The sequence below is a fragment of the Pantoea sp. DY-5 genome, from assembly GCF_019795955.1.
Taxonomy (GTDB): domain Bacteria; phylum Pseudomonadota; class Gammaproteobacteria; order Enterobacterales; family Enterobacteriaceae; genus Pantoea; species Pantoea leporis.
The window spans coordinates 489,276-513,367 of sequence record NZ_JAIMIE010000003.1 but is presented as its reverse complement, the minus strand read 5'-3'; the positions used below and the strand labels follow the sequence as shown (position 1 = coordinate 513,367).

Annotated in this window: 24 protein-coding genes; 16 read left to right on the top strand and 8 right to left on the bottom strand. The window is 54.5% G+C overall.

What is annotated here, in order from left to right:
- Nucleotides 1–67: 67 nt before the first annotated feature.
- From K5Y30_RS13365 to K5Y30_RS13345, 5 genes are read right to left on the bottom strand one after another with little or no spacing between them, the layout of a single operon-like run.
- On the bottom strand, nucleotides 68–1,060 hold the full coding sequence (locus K5Y30_RS13365) for an ABC transporter ATP-binding protein (protein WP_222211736.1): 993 nt from the start codon (nucleotides 1,058–1,060) through the stop codon (nucleotides 68–70).
- Between the two features lie 2 nt (nucleotides 1,061–1,062).
- Nucleotides 1,063–1,848, bottom strand: a complete 786-nt coding sequence (locus tag K5Y30_RS13360; RefSeq protein WP_222211734.1) for an ABC transporter permease — start codon at nucleotides 1,846–1,848, stop codon at nucleotides 1,063–1,065.
- Between the two features lie 10 nt (nucleotides 1,849–1,858).
- Nucleotides 1,859–2,704, bottom strand: a complete 846-nt coding sequence (locus K5Y30_RS13355; protein ID WP_176970057.1) for an ABC transporter permease subunit — start codon at nucleotides 2,702–2,704, stop codon at nucleotides 1,859–1,861.
- Entirely contained in the window at nucleotides 2,704–3,513 is an 810-nt protein-coding gene (locus K5Y30_RS13350; protein WP_222211732.1) for an alkaline phosphatase family protein, read from the bottom strand. Before K5Y30_RS13350 ends, K5Y30_RS13355 begins: the two co-directional genes overlap by 1 nt.
- Before the next feature lie 10 nt (nucleotides 3,514–3,523).
- Nucleotides 3,524–4,585 (bottom strand): ABC transporter substrate-binding protein, encoded by a 1,062-nt coding sequence (locus K5Y30_RS13345; RefSeq protein ID WP_101763075.1) that lies wholly within the window; start codon nucleotides 4,583–4,585, stop codon nucleotides 3,524–3,526.
- A 224-nt stretch (nucleotides 4,586–4,809) separates the two neighbouring features.
- Here K5Y30_RS13345 and K5Y30_RS13340 point away from each other — a divergent pair, with 224 nt between their 5' ends.
- The 4 genes from K5Y30_RS13340 (at nucleotide 4,810) to ubiA (ending at nucleotide 7,480) form a co-directional block, all read left to right on the top strand.
- A complete protein-coding gene (locus K5Y30_RS13340; protein WP_222211730.1) occupies nucleotides 4,810–5,508 on the top strand; it encodes a UTRA domain-containing protein in 699 nt (232 codons plus the stop codon).
- 68 nt (nucleotides 5,509–5,576) lie between these two features.
- Entirely contained in the window at nucleotides 5,577–5,987 is a 411-nt protein-coding gene (gene psiE, locus K5Y30_RS13335) for a phosphate-starvation-inducible protein PsiE (RefSeq protein WP_061718383.1), read from the top strand.
- Nucleotides 5,988–6,069: 82 nt separating this feature from the next.
- Nucleotides 6,070–6,588: a chorismate lyase gene (gene ubiC / locus K5Y30_RS13330; protein WP_101763073.1), complete on the top strand. Its 519-nt coding sequence runs from the start codon at nucleotides 6,070–6,072 to the stop codon at nucleotides 6,586–6,588.
- 7 nt (nucleotides 6,589–6,595) lie between these two features.
- On the top strand, nucleotides 6,596–7,480 hold the full coding sequence (ubiA, locus tag K5Y30_RS13325) for a 4-hydroxybenzoate octaprenyltransferase (protein WP_110868146.1): 885 nt from the start codon (nucleotides 6,596–6,598) through the stop codon (nucleotides 7,478–7,480).
- Nucleotides 7,481–7,528: 48 nt separating this feature from the next.
- Here ubiA and plsB read toward each other — a convergent pair whose 3' ends face one another.
- Nucleotides 7,529–9,952 carry a glycerol-3-phosphate 1-O-acyltransferase PlsB gene (gene plsB, locus K5Y30_RS13320; protein ID WP_222211729.1) on the bottom strand — a complete coding sequence of 808 codons (2,424 nt, stop codon included), beginning with the start codon at nucleotides 9,950–9,952 and terminating at the stop codon, nucleotides 7,529–7,531.
- A 127-nt stretch (nucleotides 9,953–10,079) separates the two neighbouring features.
- Between plsB and K5Y30_RS13315 the strand changes: the two genes are divergently transcribed.
- The 4 genes from K5Y30_RS13315 to K5Y30_RS13300 all read left to right on the top strand — a co-directional run bounded on the left by K5Y30_RS13315 (nucleotide 10,080) and on the right by K5Y30_RS13300 (nucleotide 13,004).
- Complete coding sequence (locus K5Y30_RS13315; RefSeq protein WP_222211728.1) at nucleotides 10,080–10,448, top strand: diacylglycerol kinase; 369 nt, start codon at nucleotides 10,080–10,082, stop codon at nucleotides 10,446–10,448.
- A 105-nt stretch (nucleotides 10,449–10,553) separates the two neighbouring features.
- A complete protein-coding gene (gene lexA / locus K5Y30_RS13310) occupies nucleotides 10,554–11,168 on the top strand; it encodes a transcriptional repressor LexA (RefSeq protein WP_008109941.1) in 615 nt (204 codons plus the stop codon).
- 136 nt (nucleotides 11,169–11,304) lie between these two features.
- Nucleotides 11,305–12,627 carry an MATE family efflux transporter DinF gene (gene dinF, locus K5Y30_RS13305; protein WP_222211722.1) on the top strand — a complete coding sequence of 441 codons (1,323 nt, stop codon included), beginning with the start codon at nucleotides 11,305–11,307 and terminating at the stop codon, nucleotides 12,625–12,627.
- 164 nt (nucleotides 12,628–12,791) lie between these two features.
- Nucleotides 12,792–13,004 carry a CsbD family protein gene (locus K5Y30_RS13300; protein WP_176970066.1) on the top strand — a complete coding sequence of 71 codons (213 nt, stop codon included), beginning with the start codon at nucleotides 12,792–12,794 and terminating at the stop codon, nucleotides 13,002–13,004.
- A gap of 74 nt (nucleotides 13,005–13,078) precedes the next feature.
- Here the strand turns inward: K5Y30_RS13300 and zur are convergent, their stop codons facing one another.
- Nucleotides 13,079–13,597 (bottom strand): zinc uptake transcriptional repressor Zur, encoded by a 519-nt coding sequence (gene zur / locus K5Y30_RS13295; RefSeq protein ID WP_222211720.1) that lies wholly within the window; start codon nucleotides 13,595–13,597, stop codon nucleotides 13,079–13,081.
- 451 nt (nucleotides 13,598–14,048) lie between these two features.
- Between zur and traF the strand changes: the two genes are divergently transcribed.
- From traF to pspG, 3 genes are all read left to right on the top strand, one after another.
- Nucleotides 14,049–15,299, top strand: coding sequence for a conjugal transfer protein TraF (gene traF / locus K5Y30_RS13290; RefSeq protein ID WP_137384961.1), 1,251 nt, complete (start codon nucleotides 14,049–14,051; stop codon nucleotides 15,297–15,299).
- A 96-nt stretch (nucleotides 15,300–15,395) separates the two neighbouring features.
- Nucleotides 15,396–16,394 (top strand): tRNA dihydrouridine(20/20a) synthase DusA, encoded by a 999-nt coding sequence (dusA, locus tag K5Y30_RS13285; RefSeq protein ID WP_110868152.1) that lies wholly within the window; start codon nucleotides 15,396–15,398, stop codon nucleotides 16,392–16,394.
- A 252-nt stretch (nucleotides 16,395–16,646) separates the two neighbouring features.
- Nucleotides 16,647–16,913: an envelope stress response protein PspG gene (gene pspG / locus K5Y30_RS13280; RefSeq protein WP_222211718.1), complete on the top strand. Its 267-nt coding sequence runs from the start codon at nucleotides 16,647–16,649 to the stop codon at nucleotides 16,911–16,913.
- A 194-nt stretch (nucleotides 16,914–17,107) separates the two neighbouring features.
- Here the strand turns inward: pspG and K5Y30_RS13275 are convergent, their stop codons facing one another.
- Entirely contained in the window at nucleotides 17,108–18,091 is a 984-nt protein-coding gene (locus K5Y30_RS13275; protein WP_176970069.1) for a quinone oxidoreductase, read from the bottom strand.
- A 73-nt stretch (nucleotides 18,092–18,164) separates the two neighbouring features.
- Here K5Y30_RS13275 and dnaB point away from each other — a divergent pair, with 73 nt between their 5' ends.
- The 5 genes from dnaB to K5Y30_RS13250 all read left to right on the top strand — a co-directional run bounded on the left by dnaB (nucleotide 18,165) and on the right by K5Y30_RS13250 (nucleotide 23,995).
- The gene (gene dnaB / locus K5Y30_RS13270) at nucleotides 18,165–19,571 is read left to right on the top strand and encodes a replicative DNA helicase (protein WP_101763062.1); all 1,407 of its coding nucleotides are present in this window, start codon (nucleotides 18,165–18,167) and stop codon (nucleotides 19,569–19,571) included.
- A gap of 128 nt (nucleotides 19,572–19,699) precedes the next feature.
- Entirely contained in the window at nucleotides 19,700–20,191 is a 492-nt protein-coding gene (locus K5Y30_RS13265) for an Lrp/AsnC family transcriptional regulator (protein ID WP_008109951.1), read from the top strand.
- A 228-nt stretch (nucleotides 20,192–20,419) separates the two neighbouring features.
- Nucleotides 20,420–21,034: a YitT family protein gene (locus tag K5Y30_RS13260; protein WP_008109953.1), complete on the top strand. Its 615-nt coding sequence runs from the start codon at nucleotides 20,420–20,422 to the stop codon at nucleotides 21,032–21,034.
- Between the two features lie 48 nt (nucleotides 21,035–21,082).
- Nucleotides 21,083–22,276 carry an amino acid aminotransferase gene (locus tag K5Y30_RS13255; RefSeq protein ID WP_222211708.1) on the top strand — a complete coding sequence of 398 codons (1,194 nt, stop codon included), beginning with the start codon at nucleotides 21,083–21,085 and terminating at the stop codon, nucleotides 22,274–22,276.
- Between the two features lie 183 nt (nucleotides 22,277–22,459).
- A complete protein-coding gene (locus tag K5Y30_RS13250; RefSeq protein ID WP_255606654.1) occupies nucleotides 22,460–23,995 on the top strand; it encodes a catalase in 1,536 nt (511 codons plus the stop codon).
- Nucleotides 23,996–24,092 lie beyond the last annotated feature (97 nt).

Sequence of the window (24,092 nt, the reverse complement as noted above, 5' to 3'; positions counted from 1 at the left end):
TGCCAGCCTGACGGTGAGCACAACCGGTAAAACCTTCGCCGCGTTGTGTCGCCTTTTTTCGTTTAAATTAAGCAACCTGGCGCAACGTCGACATCTCTAACTGTAGCCCAATCTGCATGCCAGCGGGATGCAAATCTGCCACGCTGCGGTTGAGTACATCTATCGAGAGTTCCACGTTTTGCGCACGCACCCGATAGCGAATCACGTTGCCAAGCAAGCTGTGGCTGAGGATGGTGGCGGGAATGCCAGCCTGCGGTGCGCACAGCTGGATCGACTCCGGGCGAATCGCTACCTGGCCGCTAAACGCCTGTCCGGTCAGCTGCGTTGCCTGCTCGGCGCTCAGCAGGTTGTAGTTGCCGATAAAGCCGGCGGCAAATAGATCGGCCGGTTGGGTATAGAGCATTTCCGCGTTGCCGTTCTGCACGATCTTTCCCCGATTCATCAGCACGATGCGATCGGACATGGTCAACGCCTCTTCCTGATCGTGGGTAACAAACAAGGTAGTGAGTTTCAGCTCGCGCTGAATATTGCGGATCTGTTCACGCAGATGGCGACGAATGCGCGCATCCAGCGCCGACAGCGGTTCATCCAGCAACAGCAAGCGTGGACGCGTCACCAGCGAACGCGCCAGCGCCACGCGCTGACACTGTCCGCCAGAGAGCTGATGCGGATAACGCCGCGCGAAGTCGGTGAGTTCCACCAGCGCCAGTACCTCCATCACGCGTTTCTGAATCTCGCTGCTCGCCAGCTTCTGCATCTTCAGGCCAAACGCCACGTTCTTCTCAACCGTCATGTTGGGGAACAGCGCGTAGCTCTGGAACACCATGCCGATGGTGCGCTTCTGCGGCGGCAGCGGCACGATATCCTGACCTTGCAGCAATACTTTGCCGCTATCGACTTCGGTCAATCCGGCGATGCAGCGCAGCAGCGTCGATTTGCCGCAGCCGCTGGGCCCGAGCAGCGTAACAAACTCGCCTTCTTCGGCACTGAAATCGATGTTTTCAAAAATGGCGGTCGGGCCGTAGCTTTTAGTCAGCTGGGTGACGCTCAAATAACTCATGGTCAGCCTCGTTCAGGATTGAGGGCATTCGCCAGCCAGGTAACCAGCAGGACGACGGCAAAATAGGAGATCACCAGCGCGCTGGTGAAGTGGCCGCTGCCGTTGCGCATGTTAAACAGATATACCTGCAAGGTTTCATAGCGGGTGCCGACCAGCATATTGGCAAAGACAAACTCACCAATCAGGAAGGAGAAGGAGAGCAGCACCGCGATAAATACCCCTTTGCGCAGGTTTGGCAACACCACAAACAGCGCCGCCTGCCAGGTGCTGGCACCGAGCAGCTGCGCGGCATCAATCAGCTCTTTCAGGTTGATGGCCTGCATATTGTTGGAGATGGCGCGATAGATAAACGGCAAGGCGATGGTGAAGTAGCAGCCGATCAAAATCCACGGCGTGCCGGTCAGCATCAGCGGCGACGACGAATAGAGTTGCAGCAGCCCAACCGACGACACCACCGGCGGTACGGCGAAGGGCATCAGGATCAGCACATTCATCACCGCATCCAGTTTCGGATAATAGTAAGCGATTACAAACATGGCAGGCAGCACCAGCACCAGCGAGAACAACAGCGCACCGCAGCAAACCAGCAGTGAATGACCGAGCGCGGTCAGGAAACGCGCATCGCTCCACAGCGTGCTGAGCCACTTCAGCGTAAAGCCCTGCGGCAGGATGGTGTCGCTCCAGCTGGTGGAAATGCCGTACAGTAAAGTAGCCAGCAGCGGCGCGGCTAAAATGGCCAGCAGCAGCCAGACAATCAGGCGATGATAAAATTTTTCCGCGCGCGACACGTGTAGCTCCTCAGGAAGGTTTGGCGTTGAGATAGCTGCGGCGCACCAGATACTGCTGCACCACGGTAATCAGCGCCATAATCAGCACCAGCAACATCGCCAGCGCGCCGCCGGTGTTGGGATCAAGCGAGATGTCGCCAGAGACCAGCGCGGCAATGCGTACCGGCACCACGTTAAAGTTGCCGGTAGTGAGCGCGTAAATGGTGGCGTAAGCGCCGAGCGCGTTCGCCAGCAAAATCACGAAAGTACCGAGCAGCGCCGGGAACAGAATCGGCAAACCGATGTGCCACCAATAGCGCCAGCGGCCTGCACCCAGCAGCGCGGCGGACTCTTGCCAATCCTGTCGCAAGCCATCAAACGCCGGATAGAGCAGCAAAATGCCGAGCGGGATTTGGAACCAGGTGTACACCAGCACCATGCCGTCACGCGAGAACAGTTTGAAGCCTTCCAGCACGCCGTAATGGCGCAGCAGCAGCGTCAGACAACCGTTCAGACCGAGCAGAATGACAAAGGCAAACGCCAGCGGTACGCCGGCGAAGTTGCTGGTCATGTTGGTAAATGACATCAAAAAGCGCTGAAAGCGGCCGCTGCCGAGCTGATGCAGCGAATATCCGGCAACCAGTGAGATCAGCAGGCCGTAAATGCTCGACCAGATGGAGATGTCGAGCGACAGGCGAAACGCCTGCAAATAGAACGGCGAGGTGAGGATATCGCTGTAGTTGTCGAAGCCCCAACGCTCATTGATGTCGCTCCAGAAGCTGTTGATGGCAATCCACAGCAACGGCGCGAGCTGGAATGCCATCCAGAACAGCGCAAACGGCAGCAGCAATAGCGCGGCGAGCGTTTTGCCCTTCATTACTGCCGCTCCGCCAGTAACGCGCGACATAGCGGTTTGTCATGTTCGACGCCGAGTAAGGTGCACACGATGCCGCACAGTTCGGTTTGCTGCGGCTGGAGATCCGGCTGCAGCGAGAAACCTTTGCCAAACACGAACAGCGGCACCTGCGTCTCTTCCGGCAAAATGCCGCCGTGCGAGCGGTCATCGTTCATGCCGTGATCGGCGGTGACAATCACCTGATAACCGGCCGCCAGCCAGTCCGGCATCCACTGCGACAGATAACCATCGGCCATGCGCGCGCGGTTGCGATACTGCGGCGATGACAGGCTGTGCTTGTGTCCGGCATCGTCAATGTTCATCGGGTGGATCAGCAGGAAGTCGGGATCGTGCCGCAAACGCAGGCTTTCTGCGTCTTCAAACAGGTGGGAATCCGGATAACCGTCGTCCCAGTAAAAATGCCCGTACTGAATCGGCAGATCGGGCGCGACCGTGTGGCGGTCGCGCGCTGCGTTGAACGGGGATTGATTGTAGAGCTCACTCACCCAGTGGTAGGCGGCCGCCGCGGTGGTGAGACCGGCGGCACGCGCGTAATGGAAGATGCTGCGCTGATTACTCATGCGACTGACGCCGTTGTGAATAATACCGCTGCGCACCGGTGGAATACCGGTGAGAATGCATTCGTACAGCGGGCGCGACAGCGAAGGCAGTTCGCAAGTCAGCGTGTAATATTGGCCGTTGCCCTGCGCGCATTCGGCAAACAGATAGCCCATTGCGTGCTGCGCTACCTGATTACTCAGCCCATCCAACACCACCAGGATCGTTTTCATCCCTCGCTCCTTACTGCTTCATATTAATGATGACGTTCTCTTGCCACAGACGCGGCAGCATTTTCGAAGTTTTATCCCACGCGGCCTGGTCTTTGATTGGACGGGCATTCTTATACTCAGACTGTGGCAGCAGCTTGGCCTGCACGTCGGCGGGCAGAGTTAAATGCTCGGCACGAATCGGGCGCGCATAGCCTTTCGCCAGGTTGATCTGGCCTTCATCAGACAGGATGTATTCACGCGCCAGCTTGGCGGCGTTCGGATGTTTGGCGTATTTATTGATGATGGTGCTGTAGCCAGAAGTGACGGAACCGTCGGAAGGGATCACCACTTCGTAGCGGTTTTTGTCGATCTGATCGCGGTAGTTCAGACCGTTAAAGTCCCACACCACCGCCACCTGAATTTCGCCTTTTTCAATGTTGGCAATCACCGGATCGGTCACGCCAAGGCGGCCTTCTTTCGCCAGATCGCCAAAAAAGCTCAACGCCGGTTTTACATTCTTCTCGTCACCGCCTAACGCGTAGCTGGCCGCTAACACGCCGTTCGCTGCCTGAGCCGCAGTGCCGACGTCACCGATAGTGACCACATACTTACCTTTCTTCAGATCGGCCCAGCTGTGCGGCACATCTTTGACCTGCTGCTTATCCACCAGGAACGCGATGGTGCCGGTATACGCCAGCATCCAGTTGCCATCCTGATCTTTCGCCCAGCTCGGGATTTGCTCCCAATGCGTTGGCTTATACGGTTGCGCCACGCCTTTAGCGACGGCAATCGGACCGAAAGCAGCGCCCACATCACCGATATCGGCGCTGGCGTTCTCTTTCTCTGCAGCAAATTTTGCCAGTTCCTGCGCCGAGGACATGTCGGTGTCGCTGTGCTTCAGGCCATATTTGCTGTTGAGGTCACTCCAGGTATCTTTCCAGTTGGCCCAGCTATCTGGCATGCCGACGCTGTTGACCTGACCTTCGGCGCGCGCGGCTTTTTCTAACGCGGCGAGGTCATTATCTGCGGCTTGCGCGGCGGGCAGCGCAAGCAGTACGGCACTGGCTACTACAGAGGCGATAAACGCTTTCATCTCGATTGCTCCCGGTATATGTTGTGGGACTTCTTGGTCTAGTCCAGCAAGAACCGAGCCAATGTAGCCCGAATAGATGAAGGTTTTATGACCATGGTGGTGAAACGGGGTGTGGCGCGACGATCCACATGCGGTTACAGAGCGCTAAAGCGTGGGTTGTTCTCTGTCACATTGTAGTCATCGAACTGTCATAGTGCAGATTTGCCCCAAAATGAGGCTGAAAAATGATGTCGAAAACGGCGGATGTGATTGCAGCAGGGCTGCGGGAACGCATTGATAGCGGTGAATTTGCCAGCGGTCGTTTGCCCGCCGAACGCAGCTTAAGCGAACACTATTCCACCACGCGCATTACGTTGCGTGAGGCGCTGGGTTTGCTGGAAGCGCAGGGCATTATTTATCGTGAATTGCGTCGTGGCTGGTTTCTCGCACCGCCTCGGCTGGTCTACAACCCCTCTCATCACAGCCATTTTCACGCCATGGCCGCTGAGCAAGGCCGTATTGCCAGCACTGAAGTGCTGGAGGCGCGCGAAGTGCCAGCGCAATTAGCCATCGCGCGTCATCTGCAACTGCTGGAGGGCGATCGGGTTTACCGCATTCGCCGTTTGCGCCGTATTGATGGCCGCGCCGTGTTGTATGTCGAGCATTACCTCAATCCCGCCTTCTTTCCGGGATTGCTGGATGAAGACCTGACGCGTTCACTCACCGATCTTTATGACCAGCGCTATGGCATTCGCTACGGCGGCGCGCGTTTTACCATTTTGCCGGGACCGCTGCCGGTGCGCGCTGCGCCTGCGCTCAACGTGGCGAGCGGCACGCCCGGATTGTTGATTACCCGCATCAATCGCGATCAGCACAAGCGCGTGATTGATTGCGACTGCGAGTTCTGGCGCTATGACGCGCTGTGCGTGGATGTCGAAGTATAAATATTGTGATTTTGATCACACTACAGCATGATAGCGCCAGTAAGTAATTGAGAGCGTGAGGCGCAAAAATGACAATAAAAACAGGGGTTGGGCAGTACATCTCTTTAGCATTGCAGTGGGTGCTGAATATTGGTCTGATCATTCTGGCCATTATTCTGGTGGTGTTCCTCGGTAAAGAAACCATTCATCTGGCCAACGTGCTGTTGAGCACCGGTGAGCAGACGTCTTCCTATCTGCTAATTGAAGGCATCGTTATCTATTTCCTCTACTTCGAATTTATCGCGTTGATTGTGAAGTACTTTCAGTCTGGCTATCACTTCCCGCTGCGCTACTTCATCTACATTGGCATCACGGCGATTATCCGCCTGATCATCGTCGACCATAAAAATCCGTTCGATACGCTCTACTACTCGGCGGCGATTTTGATTCTGGTGGTGACGCTGTGGCTAGCGAACAGTAACCGCCTGAAACGCGAGTAATAATATCGCGTGGCACAACGAGCCGTGCCACGCATTCTCCTCTGCGCTAAACTAGGGCAACTTTTTTCCCGGAGATGTCCTGATGTCGCATGACGCGCTGCGCCAGTTACGCGCACTGCACTGGCTGCCAGCCTCTTCACCGCAGCTTTCTGCCCCGCTACTTGACTGGTTAATGGAAGAAGACTCCATGACGCGTCGCTTCGAGCAGCATTGCCAGCAAGTGACCGTAAAACTGATCCGCGAAGCGTTTATTGGCGCTGAAGAGATCTCGGAAGAAGCGGAATTTTTGCCCGCCGACCCGCGCTTCTGGTTACGTGAAATTGTGCTGTGCGGTGATGGCGAACCTTGGCTGATTGGCCGCACCGTGGTGCCAGAAAGCACGCTGAACGGCCCCGAGCAGATGCTGCAACAGCTCGGTACGCGCCCGCTTGGCCGCTATCTATTCTCTTCATCTACCCTGAGTCGCGATTTTATCAATCCCGGTCAGGTTGGCGATTTATGGGGACGCCGTTCCCGCCTGCGTTTGTCGGGCAAGCCGCTGCTGTTAACTGAACTGTTTTTACCGGCGTCGCCGCTCTATCGCGCGCTGGATCAAGGATAAAACCACTGTGCAAAACACCTTACCCATGACCAAATGGCAGGCTTACTGCCGCCTGATGCGTATCGATAAACCCATCGGCACTGTGTTACTGCTGTGGCCAACTCTGTGGGCACTGTGGCTCTCCGGCATGGCGATTCCACCGCTGCCGGTGCTGCTGGTGTTTGTGCTCGGCGTTATCGTGATGCGTGCTGCTGGCTGCGTCATCAATGATTACGCTGACCGCAAAATCGATGGTCACGTCAAGCGCACGGCGTCACGTCCGCTGGCCAGCGGCGCGGTATCCGGGAAAGAGGCGAAGTTGCTGTTTGCCGGTCTCGGTTTGCTGGCGTTTATGCTGGTGTTGACCATGAACACCATGACCATTTTGCTGTCGTTTGGCGGCCTGGCGCTGGCGTGGGTTTATCCGTTTATGAAGCGCTACACGCATCTGCCGCAGGTGGTGCTCGGCGCAGCGTTTGGTTGGGCGATTCCGATGGGATGGGCAGCAGTTAGTGAGTCCTTACCTTTAGTCTGCTGGCTGGTTTTCCTGGCGAACATCTGCTGGACGGTGGCCTATGACACGCAGTACGCGATGGTCGATCGCGATGACGATTTGAAGATTGGCGTAAAATCGACGGCGATTCTGTTTGGCCGTTACGACAAACTGATTATCGGTTTACTGCAGCTGGCAACGCTCGGTTTGATGGCGCTGGTGGGCATGATGCTTCATCTGAATGGGGCGTTTTACTGGTCGCTGCTGCTGGCAGCAGGCTTGTTTGTGCATCAGCAGAAGCTAATTGCCCAGCGCGAGCGCGATCCCTGCTTCCAGGCGTTTCTGAATAACAACTATGTGGGCATGGTGCTGTTTCTCGGCATTCTGCTCAGCACCGTGCCGTTCGCGGATCTGTTATAAACAAAAAAGGCGCACTGAAGTGCGCCTTTTTATTAGCTTGTCGCCGCGTTAATCGTGGGTGACCGCGCTTTCAATCGTAAGACGCACGTCGCTAGTTACCAGTTCCGCCAGCATCTGCCACATCATATGACTGCGTTCGGCATCGGCATCGCCTTTGTCACTGATATATCCTTCATCACGCAGCGTGAGGACCAGCGCAGTAAACACTGCTTTATCAAAGAACTCTGGTGCGTTGATACCGTGCAGCACAGACAGGCGTTGAGCCAGCGTGCGGCTCTCTTTCTCCAGCGTGCCACGGTTGATGGCCGGTTTCGCGCTGAGGATAGCGAAGGTAATCGCGAAGCGCTGCAGCGTCTCACGAATACCCGCCGCCAGCAGTTGCAGCGAACGGTGACGTGCCGGCGTCATTCTTAGTTGACCATCCTGCAAGGTGATCAGGCCCTGACGCGCCATCTCTGCACAGAGTGCGTTAAGTAGCGCAGGCAACTCCGCCTTGTCCCAGCGCAAGAACAACTCGCTCTTTAGCATCGGATATACTAGGCTAACCTGACGCAGCAGCTCTGCTTCGCTGATTTCACGATGTTGCTGCACGATGGCGGCAATCAACGATGGCATCACCAACATGTGATGAATGTTGTTGCGATAGTAGGTCATCAGCACCGCCTGCTCGCGCGGCAGAATGATGATGTCGCCAATGCTGTCTTGCTCGGTCTCGAACTTGTTCATGCCCATGGCGTGATCAAGCAGCGCTTCGGCGCTCATGTCAGGCACCGTGGCTTCCGGCGAATATGGCACATTGCGCAGCAGTTGGGTGTAGCACTCTAACTGCTCAATCAGCTGTTCGCGGGTCAGTGAACGCTGACGTGACGCCAGCAGTGCGGTGACGCACAGGTTCATGGCGTTGGCTGCACCGGCTTCGTTGATGCGCACCATCAGCTTCGCCGCAATGTCATTCACGGCGGGCGTCATCCAGGCAGGGCGTTGCGGTTCGATAGGATCAATCGCATCACGCCATTCGGGCACGTTTTTGTTCAGATAGTTCATCAACGGCAGGGGTTCACCGAAGTTAACGTAGCCCTGGCCGAGATTGCGCAGCTTACGTAAACCGCGCACCATCTGCAGGAAGCTCTCTTTCTCTTTGGCCGCACCCCGCAGCTCTTTGGCGTACGTGCCCACTTCCATCACATGCTCGTAGCCGATGTAAATCGGCACGAAGGTGATTGGACGACTGCCGCCGCGCAGCATCGCCTGCAGCGTCATTGATAGGGTGCCGGTTTTTGGATCCAGCAAACGACCGGTACGTGAACGTCCGCCCTCCACAAAGTATTCAACGGAGTAACCCCGGCTAAACAGCTCGCCAAGATATTCACGGAACACGGTGGAATAGAGTTTGTTGCCCTTAAAGGTACGACGAATAAAGAAGGCGCCCAGACGACGGAAAATCGGGCCGGCTGGCCAGAAGTTCAGGTTAATACCGGCAGCAATGTGCGGCGGCACCAGGCCTTGATGATAAAGCACGTAGGAGAGCAGCAGGTAATCCATGTGGCTGCGGTGGCAGGGCACATAGACAATCTCATGACCATCCTGCGCCAGCTGACGCACGCGCTCACCGCCATGCACGTTGATGCCCTGATACAGGCGGCTCCACAGCCAGCCCATCACGCGGTCAGTGACTTTAATCGCTTCATAAGAGAAGTCCGCCGCCACTTCTTCCATCATTTCGATGGCGTTCTGCTGGGCTTTCTCATGCGAAATCTTTTTGCTGCGCGCTTCATCTTCTACTGCTTTTTCGATCGCTTTGGATTGTAACAGCTTGTTGAAGAGATCCTGACGCGCAGGCAGACGCGGGCCGACCGCAGCCAGACGTTGGCGGGCAAAATGAATGCGCGCCACGCGAGCCAGCTTTTGGGCAATCGACTTATCGGTGCCGTGCTCGGTCGCCATCTGGCGCAACGAAACGGTTTGCGAGAAGCGCACAAAGCTGTCGCGGCCGTGCCACAAAATGGCGAAGAACTTCTGCACGCCATTGAGTACGCGCAGATGCGGCGTGGACTCACCGGCGGTTTCACGTCCTGGCGCACGGCCAAACATCACCGCGACTGGCAGCATTTGCACATCGAGTTGCGGGTTGCTGCGGTGCAAATCCAGATAATCGTGGAACAGCTTTACCGATTCGGGATTGGCCACGAAATAGGGAATCACGCGTGGGCCATCGTGAATAAACACATGGCGTGGCAGCAAGGTGCCATCAATCTCCAGCGGAGCCAGCGGATCGGGCAGATCATGTTTCAGGCATTGAGCACGCAGTGTGAGCAGGTCAGCCTTTGAATCATAAGGCAAAACATACATCACCGGACGTGTGGGATCGATCCCATGTTCAGAGATAGGATCGGTCGGAATGACCTTACTTTTTACCAAAATAGAGAGTGGTAAATTCAATAATTTGTAATAGAGTTTACGCCAACCTGACATAGACAACTTTAAGCCTCTTGTTAGCAAAGCGCGGCAAGCATACCAGAAAGCGCAGCGAAGGTCTGTGGCTCTGCCGCCTCAAACTGCCCACACATTGACGTCAAAATAGTTCAAGGGTTCCATAGACATGGCAAATAACGTCACCGGTTTAGTAAGAATAGTGAAAGCCGCCGGTTATTCCTGGCAGGGCCTGCGTGCCGCATGGCAGCACGAAGCCGCTTTTCGGCAGGAAGCCATTGCCGCGCTGGTGGCCATTCTCGTGGCTTGCTGGCTGGATGTAGATATCCTTTCCCGCATCCTGATGATTGGCTCGGTAGTGCTGGTTATCATCGTTGAGATCCTTAATAGCGCTATCGAAGCGGTGGTCGACCGCATCGGGCAGGAGCAACATCCGCTCGCGGGCCGCGCCAAAGATATGGGATCGGCTGCCGTATTGCTGACTATCTTACTGGCTCTGTTCGTCTGGATCGCGCTGCTCTGGACGCATTTGAGATAGGGATTCCAGATTCATCAAACCGCTGATTTTTCCCTCTGTTACGGTTTTCATTTCGCGAATACCTGTATATACTCACAGCGACTGTATAAACAACCAGGGGGCGGGATGAAAGCGTTAACTGCACGGCAGCAACAGGTCTATGACCTGATTCGCGACCATATTAACCAGACGGGCATGCCGCCAACGCGTGCGGAAATTGCTGCGCAACTGGGTTTCCGCTCGCCCAATGCTGCCGAAGAGCATCTGAAAGCGCTGGCGCGTAAAGGCGTAATTGAAATTGTTTCCGGCGCATCGCGCGGGATTCGTTTGCTGATGGAAGAAGAACCGAGCGAAGGGCTGCCGCTGATTGGCCGCGTCGCTGCCGGTGAACCTTTGCTGGCACAAGAACACATCGAAGCCCACTATCAGGTGGATGCTAACCTCTTTAAACCGAGCGCCGATTTCCTGCTGCGCGTGAGCGGCATGTCGATGAAAGACATCGGCATTATGGATGGCGATCTGTTAGCGGTACACAAAACGCAGGAAGTGCGTAACGGCCAGGTTGTCGTGGCGCGCATTGATGATGAAGTCACGGTGAAACGCTGGAAAAAGCAGGGTGCGATTGTACATCTGCTGCCGGAAAACACCGATTTCCAGCCGATTGTTGTTGATACCCGTGAGCAGTCGCTAACCGTTGAAGGTTTAGCTGTCGGGATTGTGCGCAACGGCGAGTGGCTCTGATCAGTTTCTGATCCTCCTCAACTGCGGCGGTGTGTGTTTGCGCTGACCGCAGTCTGCTGTTTTACTTCTCTGTGACTCTTTCTGCGGCTCATTCTGGCGCCGTTACGCTGATTACCGCACACAACGGAATGGGCTAATGCAGCTGTTTTCCTCTTCAGATAAAACGCTCTGGCGGCTAGCGCTGCCGATGATCCTGTCAAATATCACCGTCCCATTACTGGGTGTGGTGGATACCGCCGTTATTGGTCATCTCGATAGCCCGATCTACCTCGGTGGCGTCGCCGTGGGCACAACCGCCACCAGCTTCATTTTTATGCTCCTGCTGTTCCTGCGCATGAGCACCACCGGACTCACCGCTCAGGCATTTGGCGCCAATGACAAAACCGCGCTGGCGCGCGCTTTCACACAACCGCTACTGATTGCGCTGGTTTTTGGTGCGCTGTTTATGGTGCTGCGAACACCGGTCAGCAGCCTGGCGGCAGCTTTAATGGGTGGCAGCCCGGAAGTGCAGCAACAGGCGAAAATATTCATTGAGATTCGCTGGCTGAGTGCGCCCGCAACCTTGGCCAATTTGGTGATTCTTGGCTGGCTGCTGGGCGTGCAGTATGCGCGGGCACCGATGGTGCTGCTAATCATCGGCAACCTGGTGAATATCCTGCTGGATCTGCTGTTCGTGCTCAAACTGCATTGGGGTGTCGCCGGAGCGGCGGCGGCTACCGCACTGGCAGAATATGTCACGCTGGGCGTGGGTTTGTGGATGGTGGTGCGGGTGCTGAAGATGCGCGGTATCCATTTTACTTTACTTAAAAACAGCTGGCGCGGCGATGCGGCGCGGCTATTCCGCCTCAATCGCGACATTATGCTGCGTTCTTTGATGCTGCAAATCTGCTTCGCGTCGCTCACCATCCTTGGCGCACGCATTGGGCCGGATGTAGTGGCAGTCAATGCGGTGCTGCTGATGTTCCTCACTTTCACCGCATACGCGCTGGATGGATTTGCCTACGCGGTTGAAGCCTGTTCGGGTGAAGCGGTTGGGGCCAAAGATCGCAGCCGACTATTGCTGATTTGGCATGCGGCTTGTCGCCAGGCATGCTTCGTCGCCGCGATCTTTGCGCTGACTTATGCATTCACCGGTCCGGAGATTGTGGCAATGCTGACGTCACTGGAAGCGCTACGAGAGATGGCCGACCGCTATTTGATTTGGCAGGTGATTCTGCCGCTGGTTGGCGTATGGTGCTATCTGCTGGACGGCATGTTTATCGGCGCGACGCGCGGGCGTGAGATGCGCAACAGCATGGTGATGGCGGCGATCGGCTACGGCGTCTCGCTGCTCACGCTGCCGTGGCTCGGTAATCACGGTTTATGGCTGGCGGTGACGGTATTCCTCGCGTTACGCGGACTGACGCTGTGGCTCATTTGGCGTGGTCACTGGCGGCGCGATAGCTGGTTCAACGCCTGAATAAGCGAAGCGTAACCTACAGATTAATCTGTATTTCTCTGCAAACTGCGAAGCGGCTACTACAATTACCTTATACGGCGCACATGAGTAGCGCGTTGTCTGGGTATATCGCCAACTTAGCAGGCCATATATCTATCTCACTCAGGATGTAGTGGAGGATTATTATGAACAAAGACGAAGTGAGCGGAAACTGGAAGCAGTTCAAAGGCAAATTTAAAGAGAAGTGGGGCAAGCTGACCGATGACGACTTTACCGTGATCGAAGGTAAACGCGATCAGCTGGTTGGTAAAATCCAGGAACGCTACGGTTATGGTAAAGACCAGGCCGAGAAAGAAGTAAAAGATTGGGAAACAACCAATAAAGATTACCGCTGGTAATCTCCCTTACGGATGATGCTCCTACCCACCAATCATTTAGCGTAGTGATTGGCCCGGCACAAGGAAGTGCCTCTCTATTTTCTAACCCGCTTTTTACTCTCGACCTGATGATCATGCTCGCAGCTTTCATGATGCGTGCAAGCCGCCACTTCTGCGCAGTTCTCACACAGACCATGTGCCTCAATCACGGTATGGCGCAGAGAAAATCCCGCCTGATCCGCTAAAGCAGCAATGGTCTTTTCCACGCCATGAGCATGTTTTTCGCTAACTGCCGCACAACCGTCACACACCAGCATTACCGAAGTATGTGCCGGCTCATCAAAATGATGGCAAACCACGTAACTGTTATTCGACTCTACGCGATGAATAAATCCCTGTTCCAGCAGGAAATCCAGCGCGCGATAGATTGTGGGCGGTTTTGCTTGCGGTTCACTGACACGCAGTTGATCCAGCAAATCGTAAGCGCTTATCGAACCATTCTGCTCTGCCATTAAGCGCAACACTTCGGCGCGTTGAGTGGTCAGGCGCACGCCGCGATCAAGGCAAAGTGATTCAGCCTGGGTAAGAAGTTGTTCTGGCGTGAGGTTTGACATAAGCATTCTCCGGGTTGCAGGTGATGTTATTTTATCACACAAATTTTTACGCTGCTGTGATTGCTTATTATCCTTAAAATCCCTAAGAAAATTCCCCCCAATCAATAGATTACCTTCGCCATTTTTCCGTCAATATTGTTGCAACCCTTATGTCTGCAAAATGCGTCCGGCCAGGCAGCGCAACGCCTGCACGGATTTTGCTTTGCAACTCACCGGGTTAGCGGCTATGGTTCAAAAGGTCTTAAGTAATTTCTGGTCTCATTTAACTCACTGTTAATTTTTCTGCATAAAAACACAGCGGAATGGCGTGGAAGCGTCCAATTCTGCGAATAGCAGTGCTATTTCCTTTTAATTCACAGCAATGAAGCGTTAGCCAGGGTTCAGAATAGCGGCTAACTAAACTTTCAGTCGGTGAGTGATTCAGCGACATTTCAAAGGTGATGGCAGGCTCATGGCGAAGACATTATTCAGGCACAAAAAAGTAGCTTATCTTGTTGGTTTGAATGCAGTATTTCTCTCTTCCTCAGCTCTGGCAGCAGGTACATGGTACGACGCGCGTAACGACGCAATGGGCGGTACCGGCGTAGCCTCTTCCACCTGGAGTTCAGCGGTGCTGGCTAACCCAGCATTGATGACCAAGGCGCAGCCTGAAGATAACGTCAGCATCATTCTTCCATCAGCCGGCGCACAGGTTACCGATAAAGACAAATTGATCGATCGCGTTGACGACATTACCGATACCGTTGATCGTTATCAGGACGTGATCGATAACCTGACCTTTCAGGATTACCTCAATGGTTACCCGCAGCTGAAGGCCGCCGCGGGCGATATGGCTAACCAGCTCAGCGACCTGCGTGGTAATAAAGCTCACGCAACAGCCGGCGTGGCCGTGGCCGTCACCGTTCCGAATGAAACCTTACCTTTTGCCTTTATCACCAAGGCTTACGGCACTGCGATTGTGCGCGCCAACGTGGCAGATAGCGATATTGCCTACCTGCGCGCGGTTGCCAATGGCACGAGAGTGCCTGTGCCGGGTGATGAAAATAACTTACGCTCCAGTGCCAATGGCCTGGCGGCATTAGTCACCGATTATGGTGTGTCAGTCGCGCATGAGTTCTCGATTGCCGGCCATCCGGTTTCTGTCGGCGTGACGCCAAAGCTGCAGAAAACCTGGCTGTATAACTACACCGCGAGTATCTACAACTACGACAAGAGCGACATCAACAGCAGCCGCTACCGTAGCAGCGATACCGGTTTCAACATGGATGCGGGTGTCGCAACAGATTTCGGTGAGAACTGGACCTTTGGCGTGACCGGACAAAACCTGATCTCGCGCGATCTCGATACCAAAGAGGTGAACGGTTACCGCGATACTTATCAAATTCGTCCGTTGGTCACTACAGGGCTTTCCTGGAATAACGGGCCGTTTACGCTGGCTGGGGATGTTGATCTGACTGAAACCAAGCGCTTCAAGTCGGAAGACACCAGCCAATATGCTGGCGTAGGTGCGGAATATCGTGTGCTGGATTGGCTGGCGCTGCGTGCCGGCTATCGCGCCGATCTGAAGTCGACCGATACTGACGTGTTCACCGCCGGTTTGGGTGTGTCACCGTTCAACAATGCTGTCCATCTGGACCTGGCCGGTTCTGTAGGTAAAGACAACACCGTAGGTGCCATGCTGCAGCTCGGATTCAACTTCTAATTACCCGTCTGATAACGGGCGGCTGTGCCGCCCGTTTTGCTGTGATATGATTGTGCAGTTTCTCATCACTTACTTACTGCGGATTTACTGCGTTTCATGACCGATACTTTCTCCTCGCAACGTTTTTCCATCGCCCCAATGCTAGATTGGACCGATCGTCACTGTCGTTATTTTCACCGTAAGCTGAGCGGTGATACGCTGCTGTACACCGAAATGGTTACGACCGGCGCGATCATTCACGGTAAAGGCGACTATCTGGCCTACAGCGAGGAAGAGCATCCGCTGGCGCTGCAGCTGGGTGGCAGCGATCCCGCCGCGCTGGCGCAGTGCGCTAAGCTGGCAGAAGAGCGTGGCTACGATGAGATCAACCTCAACGTGGGTTGTCCATCCGATCGCGTCCAGAACGGCCGTTTTGGCGCCTGCCTGATGGGCGATGCGGCGCTGGTTGCCGACTGCATTAAAGCGATGCGCGATGTGGTGAGCATTCCGGTGACGGTTAAAACCCGCATCGGTATTGATGAGCAGGACAGCTACGAATTCCTGTGTGATTTTATTGGCACCGTGGCGCAACAGGGCGGCTGCGATACCTTTATTATCCACGCGCGCAAAGCGTGGCTGTCGGGTTTAAGCCCGAAAGAGAATCGCGAGATTCCGCCGCTCGATTATCCCCGCGTTTACCAGCTGAAGCGCGATTTTCCGGCGCTGACCATGGCGATTAATGGCGGCATCAAAACGCTGGAAGAGGCCAAACTGCATCTGCAGCATATGGATGGCGTGATGATGGGGCGCGAAGCCTATCAGAATCCGGGCATTCTGGCGCAGGTTGACCGCGAGCTGTTTGGCCGCGATACGCCGCGCGTCGATCCAGTGGCGGTGGTGCGCTCGATGTATCCGTACATTGAAGCTGAATTATCCAAAGGCATGTATCTCGGCCATGTGACGCGCCATATGCTTGGCCTGTTCCAGGGCATTCCGGGTGCGCGCCAGTGGCGTCGCTATTTAAGTGAAAATGCCCATAAACCCGGCGCCGATGTGCGCGTGCTGGAAGCGGCGTTAGCGCTGGTAGCGGATAAAATTCCGCAGGAAGTGATGTAATCATCGTTGTTATGAGGTCGCCATAAATGGCACCCTACGAAAACCTGCGCAATTCGGGATTTTGTAGGGTGCGCATTAATGCGCACCGGAAAGCCATTGGGGTGGTTTTTTCTGCGCCATAAATTAGTTTTTTGCATCATCTGATTAATCCTTCATTCATCCCTTATCCAATGCTTTCAAACAGTTAGCCAGATTTATAAGTTGGCACGTATCTTGTAATGTTCCTGATGTTACTTACACAGGAGAGCCTTCGTGGAAATTCTATTTGTTATCGGCTTTTTTCTGATGCTGCTGTTCACCGGCGTTTCGCTGCTGGGCGTTATTGCAGCATTGGTGGTGGCGACCGCTTTGATGTTCTTTGGCGGATTGCTGGCAATTGTTATTAAAGTGTTGCCATGGCTGGTTATGGCGGTTGTCGCTGTATGGCTTTATCGGGCATTTACCACGCCAACAGGTGAGGCAAAATTACGCAGGCTGAAAAGAAAAATCAGCGACTTAGATAGAAGGGACTGGCGCTAATTGCGGTGACGATCACAGACTCGGAAATTGCTTAGAATAATTCCGCATTTAAACATATTTTTTACTTATGTTTTCTGTCAGGATGATTGGCGTTGTTTCAAACGAATTCATCGCCGCTGTCCCTACACCAGCGCGAACTATAAAAAAGAAAGAAAAAGGGGCTTCCTACGGGAAGCCCCGTTTGCATTTAGCGATCAGGGAATCAGCAAGCTGGAACCTTGAGTTGCGCGGCTCTCCAGCACCTGATGCGCGCGCACCGCGTCACTTAAGGCAAATTTCTGCTGCTCGGGCACGTTAAGCTGAATCGCCCGGCTGGCAATCAGTGAGAACAATTCATTGCTGGCGGCATCCAGCTCTTCACGGTTGGTGATGTAGCCGAACAGCGAAGGGCGGGTGACGAACAGCGAGCCTTTCTTGTTCAGAATGCCGAGATCAACGCCGGTTACCGGCCCCGAAGCATTACCAAAGCTGACCATTAATCCGTGGCGACGCAGGCTATCCAGCGAAGGTTCCCAGGTATCTTTCCCCACCGAGTCATACACCACGGCCACTTTCTCGCCATTGGTCAACTCGCTGACGCGCTTCGCGATATTCTCTTCACGATAGTTAATTGTCGCCCAGGCACCGGCATCTTTAGCTATCTTCGCTTTCTCTGCGGAACCTACCGTGCCAATCAGATGTGCGCCAAGCGCTTTGGCCCATTGGCAGGCGATCAACCCCACGCCACCTGCAGCGGCATGGAACAGGAAGATTTCATCGGCTTTCACTTTATAGGTTTGGCGCAGCAGATACTGCACGGTTAAGCCTTTGAGGAAAGAGGCCGCGCCTTGTTCAAATGAGATGCTGTCCGGCAGGATCACCAGACGATCTTCCGCCACATTATGCACTTCGCTGTAGGCGCCCAGCGCGGCCTGACAATAGACCACGCGGTCTCCCGCTTTAAACCGCGTCACCGCCGATCCGACACGCTTCACCACGCCGGCGGCTTCGGTGCCCAAACCGGAAGGGAAGCTGCTTTGCGGATACAAGCCGCTGCGCACGTAGGTATCAATGTAGTTAATGCCAATCGCCTTGTTTTCCACCTGCACTTCATGTTCGGCGGGATCGGCCAGTTCGAAATCGACCCATTGCAGTACATCTGGGCCGCCGTGTTGGTTGAACTGAATACGCTTTGCCATTCTGACTCCTGTGATTGTTCATCCTGGGACGGTATACTTGCGCGTCCCTTTCACGATCGGTAATGCATTCACTATGGCAGGAAATAAACCCACCAACAAATCGAACGAACCCCGCGATCGGCAGCTGGAAGGCGTGAAAATGCCGCCGCATTCCATAGAAGCGGAGCAGTCGGTGCTCGGTGGGTTGATGCTGGATAACCAGCGCTGGGACAACGTTTCTGAACGCGTCGTCGCCAGTGATTTCTTCAACCGCTCGCACCGTCTGATTTTCACGGAAATGCAGCGTTTGCTGGAAGCTGGCCAGCCGATCGACCTGATTACGCTCTCTGAATCGCTGGAAACGCTGGGTGAATTAGAGATGGCCGGCGGCTTCGCCTATCTGGCCGAACTGGCAAAAAATACGCCAAGTGCCGCGAACATTGGTGCCTATGCCGATATCGTGCGTGAACGTGCGGTAGTGCGCGAAATGATTTCTGTGGCGAACCAAATCGCCGATGCCGGTTACGATCCGCAAGGACGTAGCAGTGAAGATCTGCTCGACTTTGCTGAATCGAACGTTTTCAAAATTGCTGAACAGCGCGCTAATAAAGATCAGGGCCCGCAGAATATCGAGCAGATTCTGGAAGCCACGGTATCGCGCATTGAGTCGCTGGTCTCAACGCCGCACGACGGCGTCACCGGCGTCGATACCGGCTATCAGGATTTGAACAAAAAAACCGCCGGTTTACAGGGCTCGGATCTGATCATCGTCGCGGCGCGTCCTTCGATGGGTAAAACCACCTTCGCCATGAATTTGTGCGAAAACGCCGCGATGCTGCAGGACAAGCCGGTGTTGATTTTCAGCCTGGAGATGCCCAGCGAGCAGCTGATGATGCGTATGCTGGCGTCGCTGTCGCGCGTGGATCAGACGCGCATTCGTACCGGTCAGCTGGAAGATGAAGATTGGGCGCGCATTTCCGCCACTATGGGGATTTTGCTTGAGAAGAAGAACATGTTTATCGATGACTCTTCTGGCCTGACGCCCACCGAAGTGCGCTCACGCGCGCGCCGCATCTTCCGCGAAAACGGCGGGTTGAGCCTGATCATGATCGACTACCTGCAGCTGATGCGCGTGCCTGCGCTGTCGGACAACCGTACGCTGGAGATCGCCGAGATCTCGCGCTCACTTAAAGCGCTGGCGAAAGAGCTGAATGTGCCGGTGGTGGCGCTGTCGCAGCTAAACCGCTCACTGGAACAACGTGCGGATAAGCGCCCAGTGAACTCGGATCTGCGTGAATCAGGTTCGATCGAGCAGGATGCCGACTTGATCATGTTCATCTACCGTGACGAGGTGTATCACGAAAACAGCGATCTTAAAGGCATCGCCGAGATCATCCTTGGTAAACAGCGTAACGGCCCGATCGGTACGGTACGCTTGACCTTTAATGGCCAATGGTCGCGCTTTGATAACTACGCTGGCCCGCAATACGACGACGAATAACCCTTTCATTCCGGATGCATGCACGTTTTGTGCATGCATTTCACGTCATCAGAAAATAGTGTTGGACAACCCCGGCTTTAATCAGGTTATCTGTAGCAAAGCGCCCCTTATTACGCTGTGGAAACAGAATGACTCAGGTAGACGATCACGACCTTAAGATATTGACATTATTACAATCTAACGGACGCCTCACCAACCAGGAACTCAGTGATTTAGTCGGACTTTCGGCGTCGCAATGTTCACGCCGCCGCATCAATCTTGAGCAGGCCAATCTCATTCTCGGCTATCACGCACGCCTCTCGCCCGACGCGGTGGGCCTTGGCATGGTGGGATTGATTGAAGTGCGATTGAAAAACCATACGCCGGATTATGAAGAGAGTTTTCATCGCATGGTGGAAGAAGAAGCCGCGATTGTTGATGCGTTCAAAACCACCGGCGATGCCGATTATCTGCTGAAAGTGGCGGTGGCCGATCTGGCCTCACTGAGCGCGCTGATCAGCCAGTTAGTCGCTGGCCATCAAAGCGTGGCGCACGTGAAAACTTCCGTGGTATTGAGCCGTTTAAAAGAGAACGGTTTGATGATGATCCCGCAGCACAAAACGCGCCAAAAAAGTGCGTGATGTGCTAATCTGGTGCAATTATTGCCTCAATAATGCAAAAAACGCGCACCAGAAAACAGATTTGTGCATGGGTTGATGGTTTAAGTCGCAACTGATGCACAAAAACCTGCAATAAAGCGCCTTAGTTATCAATTGGATAATCACTGGCACCCATCGGCGGCGAGCGTACGCCGCCGATGTGGTGCGTTTTTTGCATTTGAACCGCATCATTTGCAATGAGATTAACCCATGGATAACGTTGTTCAACCCACTAAAGTTCCGCATTCGCTGATTGAAGATGCGCTGGCGATAGTCCTCGGCACGCTAATGGTCTCTTTCGGCGTCATTATGCTGAAACAGGCGGGCGCACTCACCGGCAGTTCTGCCGGTATTGCTTTCTTAATCAGCTATTTGTCACCGCTCTCCTTCGGTAGCGCCTTCTTCCTGATCAACCTGCCATTTTACTGGCTGGCCGTGCGACGCATGGGGTGGGAATTTACCCTGAAAACCTTCTGCGCGGTTGGCCTGGTGTCGCTGTTCACCCATCTGCATCCGCTGTTTGTGCATTTTTCTGCGCTAAATCCGTTTTATGCGACACTGTTCGGTAACGTGGTGATGGGCATTGGGTTTATAGTGTTGTTCCGTCACAAAGCCAGCCTCGGCGGCATCAATATTTTGGCGCTCTGGCTGCAGGATCGCATCGGTCTGCGTGCCGGAAAACTGCAAATGGCGGTCGATACCTGCGTGGTATTAGCGTCGCTATTTGTGGTGTCGTTACCGATGCTGTTTGCTTCAATCGCGGGCGCGGTGATCCTCAATCTCATCATCGCAATGAATCATCGTCCCGGCCGTTACATGGTTTGATGACGCATCTTTACCTCTTATTTATGACCAATCATGGAGATCTGCACCGTGTTTCAAAACGTTGATGCCTATGCCGGCGATCCGATTCTGTCGTTGATGGAAACCTTCAAACAAGATCCGCGCGATAACAAAGTAAACCTGAGCATTGGTCTCTATTACAACGAAGCGGGCATCATTCCTCAGCTGCAGGCGGTTGCCGCAGCAGAAGATCGCCTGCAGGCGCAGCCGCATCAGGCGTCGCTGTATCTGCCGATGGAAGGTCTGAACGCTTACCGTAACGCCATTGCACCGCTGCTGTTCGGTAAACAACATCCGATGCTGCAAGCGGGCCGCATTGCGTCCATCCAGACGTTGGGCGGCTCAGGCGCGCTGAAAGTCGGTGCTGATTTCCTCAAGCGTTACTTCCCGGCGTCCAACGTGTGGGTGAGCGATCCGACGTGGGAAAACCACGTCGCAATCTTCAACGGTGCCGGTTTCGAGGTGAATACCTATCCATGGTACGACGCAGAAACCAACGGCGTGAAGTTTGATGCGTTCATCGCCAAACTGAAAACCTTGCCGAAGCAATCCATCGTGCTGCTGCACCCGTGCTGCCATAACCCAACCGGCGCCGATCTGACCAACGCACAGTGGGATGAAACCACCGAAGTATTGAAAGCGCAGGAGCTGATTCCGTTCCTCGATATCGCTTATCAGGGCTTTGGCGCGGGCATGGAAGCGGATGCTTATGCGATTCGCGCGATTGCGGCTGCGGGTCTGCCTGCGCTGGTCAGCAACTCGTTCTCCAAGATTTTCTCGCTGTATGGCGAGCGCGTTGGCGGCCTGTCCATTGTCTGCGACAGCGCGGAAGAGTCCGCTCGTGTGCTGGGCCAGCTGAAAGCCACCGTGCGTCGTAACTACTCCAGCCCGCCAAACTTTGGTGCGCAGGTGGTTTCCTGCGTGCTGAATGACGAAGCGCTGCTTAACAACTGGCTGGCAGAAGTTGAAGCGATGCGTTTACGCATTATTGAAATGCGCCAGTCGCTGGTGAATGTATTGAGCACCAAGCTGCCGGGTCAAAACTTCGATTACCTGCTCAAGCAGCGCGGTATGTTCAGCTACACCGGCCTGAGCGCGCAGCAGGTTGATCGTCTGCGCGATGAGTTCGGGGTCTACCTGATTGCCAGCGGCCGCATGTGCGTTGCTGGCCTGAACAGCCGTAACGTTAACCAGGTTGCTGAGGCGTTTGCCGCAGTGATGTAAGCCAGGATTTGATGATTAAAAAACCGTCAGCTCAGGCTGGCGGTTTTTTTTTACTTTTTTGTTAAGGATAAACGAGACTGGTCTTGTTAATGCTTAACTCCTTGAATGTAAAGATTCTCCAGCCGAAAAATGGCCGAGCGCGACAACTTCATCGCGAATTTTTATGCACAAGGAAGCATGCTCATGACCCTGACCGCCCGTTCTTATTTACTCAAACCTACGGCTATTGCGCTTGCGTTAGCCTTCACCGTTCCGGCTTACAGTACCGAACTGACGCGCGATAACGGCGCGCCGGTGGGTGATAACCAGAATTCACAAACCGCAGGCGAGCACGGCGCAGTGCTGCTGCAGGACGTGCAGCTGATCCAAAAGCTGCAACGCTTTGACCGAGAACGCATTCCAGAGCGCGTGGTACATGCACGCGGTACCGGCGCGCACGGCGAGTTCCGCGCCAGCAAAGACATCAGCGACTTAACCATTGCCGAAGTCTTTAAACCAGGCAGCGTGACGCCAGTATTTGTGCGCTTCTCATCCGTGGTGCACAGTAAACATTCACCGGAAACGCTGCGCGATCCACGCGGTTTTGCCACCAAGTTCTACACAAGCCAGGGCAACTGGGATTTAGTGGGTAACAACCTGCCGGTGTTCTTTATCCGCGACGCGATTAAATTCCCGGACATGGTGCATGCGTTTAAGCCCGATCCACGCACCAATCTTGGCAACGACGCGCGCACCTTTGATTTCTTCTCTCACGTCCCAGAAGCCACGCACGGCCTGACCATGCTGTTCTCCAACATGGGAACGCCAGCAAACTATCGCCAGATGGATGGCAACAGCGTGCACGCCTATAAGTTCGTCAACGCCAAAGGCGAAGTGCACTACGTGAAATTCCACTGGAAAACCCTGCAGGGCGAGAAAAACCTCGATCCAGGCGAAGTGGCGGCCATTCAGAGCGGCACCTTCAGCCACATGACCGAAGATTTAGTGGCATCGATCAACAACAAAGCTTTCCCGAAATGGGATCTCTACATTCAAACCATTAAAGCCAGCGATCTGGATAAGTTCGACTTCAACCCGCTGGACGCCACCAAAATCTGGCCGGGTATTGCAGAAGTGAAAGTCGGCCAGATGGAACTGAATCGCAACGTGGATAACTTCTTCCAGGAAACCGAGCAGGTGGCGATGGCGCCATCGAATTTGGTGCCGGGCATTGAGCCATCGGAAGATCGCTTGCTGCAAGGTCGTCTGTTCTCTTACGCCGATACCCAGATGCACCGTTTGGGCGCCAATGGCCTGACGTTGCCGGTCAACGCGCCGCGCGTGCCGGTGAGTAACGGTAATCAGGATGGCGCGATGAACAGCGGCAAAGCTGACGATCATGGCGTGAACTATCAGCCAAGCCGTATCTATCCGCGCGAAGAGCTGCAGAGCGCCCGTTACAGCCACAGCCCGCTGAGCGGCATCACGCAGCAGGCGATGATTGCTAAAACGCAGAACTTTAAGCAGGCGGGCGATCTGTATCGTTCCTTTAACGACAAAGAGAAAACCGATCTGATCAATTCTCTGGGCGGCGCGCTGAAAGGTGTGGATGTGCAGAGCCGCGCCATTATGCTGTCGTACTTCTACAAGGCTGACAAAGATTACGGCGAGCGTCTGGCTGCGATCACTAAAGATGATGTGGGCAGCATCAAAACCATGGCCGCTAAGCTGAGCGACTAACCTTCAGGCGGCAGAGTTCACGCTCTGCCGCTTTTTCCTCTCTTCAGGGTTTACCTTTCGCCGACATGCTGCACACTTAAACGGTGTGATTACTTTT